At 74.4% G+C, this 2806-nt stretch carries 3 protein-coding genes; 2 read left to right on the top strand and 1 reads right to left on the bottom strand.

Features of this window, described 5'->3' with window-relative positions:
* The first annotated feature begins 45 nt into the window (after window positions 1-45).
* Window positions 46-699: an NAD(P)H-binding protein gene (locus SACSA_RS0100050; protein ID WP_019812476.1), complete on the top strand. Its 654-nt coding sequence runs from the start codon at window positions 46-48 to the stop codon at window positions 697-699.
* Between the two features lie 141 nt (window positions 700-840).
* Here the strand turns inward: SACSA_RS0100050 and SACSA_RS0100055 are convergent, their stop codons facing one another.
* The gene (locus tag SACSA_RS0100055) at window positions 841-2190 is read right to left on the bottom strand and encodes a D-arabinono-1,4-lactone oxidase (protein WP_019812477.1); all 1350 of its coding nucleotides are present in this window, start codon (window positions 2188-2190) and stop codon (window positions 841-843) included.
* A gap of 73 nt (window positions 2191-2263) precedes the next feature.
* On the opposite strand from SACSA_RS0100055, the gene SACSA_RS0100060 reads away from it, so the two are divergent.
* On the top strand, window positions 2264-2806 hold a 543-nt coding region (locus SACSA_RS0100060; RefSeq protein WP_019812478.1), incomplete at its 3' end, for an alanine racemase.

Here is a 2806-nt window from a genome sequence, read left to right on the forward strand (position 1 = left end):
CCTCCGCGCTGCCCCACCGGGGCGGCCGCCGCTAGGGTCACGGGCATGCGAGTCGTCATCGCCGGAGGCCACGGCAAGATCGCTCTGCGGCTCGAGAAGCTGCTCGCCGCGAACGGCGACACCGCCGTGGGCCTCGTGCGCAATCCCGGACACGTCGCCGACCTGCGGGACGCCGGTGCCGAACCGGTGCTGCTCGACCTGGAGAACGCGAGCGTCGCCGAGGTCGCCGAGACGCTGTCCGGTGCCGACGCGGCCGTGTTCGCGGCCGGTGCGGGCCCGGGCAGCGGCACCGAACGCAAGGAGACCGTGGACCGCGCCGCCGCCGTGCTGCTGGCCGAGGCCGCCGAACGTGCCGGTGTCCGGCGGTTCGTGCAGGTGTCGTCCATGGGGGCGGGGCAGCCGATCGACGCGGGCGCCGTCGGCGAGGTCTTCGCCGCCTACCTGCGCGCCAAGGCCGACGCCGAACGGGACCTGCGCGACCGCGATCTGGACTGGACGATCCTGCGCCCGGGCAGACTCACCGACGAGCCCGGTACCGGGATGGTGCACCTCGCCCCGGAGGTGCCGCGCGCGGACGTGCCCCGCGACGACGTGGCCGCCGTGCTGGTGGAGCTGCTGTCGGACACGACCACCGTGGGCGCGACGCTGGAGCTCACCTCGGGCAACACCCCGGTGGGGGAGGCCGTCGCCCGCCTCTGACACCGCGTAGACCGGCGGACACCGCGTAGATCGTCGGACACCGCCACACGCGCCGGTTCCGGCAGCCGCTCCGGGCGTGTGGCGGTGGGTTCCGGAGGGCGGACCGACGTCCGGGACGGCGGTGGCGGCGTGGCCGCGTGGTCAGACCACCGGGCCGAGCACGCGGTCGAGGTGGGCGTTGGCGAAGACCCCCGTGGGGTCCACCTCGGACCGGACGCGGACGAAGTCGTCGAAGCGCGGGTAGAGCGGGCGCAGTGCCGCGGCGTCGAGGTCGTGCATCTTGCCCCAGTGCGGTCTGCCGCCGACCGAGGCCGCGATCCGGGCGAACTCGGTGAAGTACTCCCGGTAGGGCATCCCGGCGTACTGGTGCACCGCGATGTAGGCCGTGTCGCGCCCGTACGCTGTGGACAGCCAGATGTCGTCGGCCGCCGCCACCCGTACCTCGACGGGGAAGGCCACGGGGTGGCGCAGACGGGGCACGAGCGCCCGAAGCCCGTCCAGCACGTCCAGGACGGCCGCGCGCGGCACGGCGTACTCGCTCTCCACGAACCGGACCGCCCGGTGGGTGGTGAACACGCGGTACGAGACGTCGCTGTACTCCCGCGCCGAGAGCGCCGAGGAGGCGAGCGCGCCGAGTACGGGCACCAGCCGAGGGGCCGCCCGGCCGAGCCGGCACAGCGCCCCGAAGGCCGCGTTCTCGGTCAGGGTGTAGTCGACGAAACGGCGCACGGCCGACAGCGGCCGCGCGACGGTACCCGGTGGCTGCCGGGTGTTGCGTTTGACCAGGGCGTCGCGGCCGTAGGGGAACCAGTAGAACTCGACGTGGTCGCAGTTCTCGGCGCGCTCGGCGAACGACTCGAGCACGTGTTCGAGAGGTTCCGGGCCCTCGCGGGCGGCGAGGACGAACGCGGGTTCGCAGCGCAGCGTCACCGTCGTGACCACACCGAGCGCCCCCAGGCCGACTCGGGCGGCGTCGAACAGCGCCGGGTTCTCGTCCGGCGCGCAGCGCACGACGGACCCGTCCGCGGTCACCAGTTCCAGGGCGGCGACCTGCGTGGCCAGACCGCCGAACCGGGTTCCGGTGCCGTGGGTGCCGGTGGCGAGCGCACCCGCCACGGTCTGCGCGTCGATGTCACCGAGGTTGGTCAGCGCGAGCCCGCGCGCGGCGAGCGCGGTGTTGAGGGCCCCGAGCGTCGTGCCCGCGCGCACGGTGACCAGCCCGGAGACCGGGTCCACCGAGACGATCCCCGCGTGGGCGCGCAGGTCGAGGGCGTCGGAACCGGGGTCGGGCGCCGCGATCGGACTGAACGAGTGGCCGCTGCCGAGGGGCCGCAGTCGGCGGCCCCGTTCGCGGGCCTGTGCGACCACCGCGCTGATCTCGTCGGTGGTGGCGGGCCGGAGAGTCCGCCGGGGCTCGGCGCGCGCGGTACCGGACCAGTTGCGCCATTCCGCAGGGCCGGGCCGGTCCGACCGGTCACGCCACGTCCTCACCCGGCCTCCTCGTCTCGGTGTCGCTCACACCATAGGTGAATAGGATTCGCGTTTCAATCGAGGGTGTCGTACCGTGGACGCCGTGACCTCCGTGAACGCTGCCGCGTGGGACGCGGCGACGCGGGATCTCGACCCGCCGCTTGCCGTCGTGGACCTGGACGCGTTCGACGCGAACGCCGACGACCTGGTGCGGCGGGCGGCGGGCGTGCCGATCCGGGTGGCGAGCAAGTCGGTGCGGTGCCGCGCGCTGCTGGAGCGTGTGCTCGCGCGGCCGGGATTCTCGGGCCTGCTCTGCTACTCCCTTCCCGAAGCGCTGTGGCTGCTCGCGCGGCGCACCGCGACCGATCTCGTCGTCGCCTACCCGACGGTGCACGGGGAGGCGCTGCGGCGCCTCGCGGCGGACGAGGCCGCCCGCTCCGCCGTGACCATCATGATCGACTCGCCGGAGCAGCTCGACCTCGTGGACCGGGTCCTCGGTCCCGACCATCCCGAGATCCGCGTGTGCCTCGAGTTCGACGCCTCGTGGCGCCCCCTGCCCGGCGTGCACGTCGGCACGCGGCGCTCGCCGGTGTTCACCCCGGGGCAGGCCGCGGCGCTGGCCCGCGCGATCGTGGCG

It is taken from the genome of Saccharomonospora saliphila YIM 90502, assembly GCF_000383795.1.
GTDB classification, from domain to species: Bacteria; Actinomycetota; Actinomycetes; order Mycobacteriales; family Pseudonocardiaceae; genus Saccharomonospora; species Saccharomonospora saliphila.

Coding starts and splice junctions, on each gene's coding strand:
- SACSA_RS0100050 (WP_019812476.1), top strand. CDS start 46: ATGCGAGTCGTCATCGCCGGAGGCCACGGCAAGATCGCTCTGCGGCTC.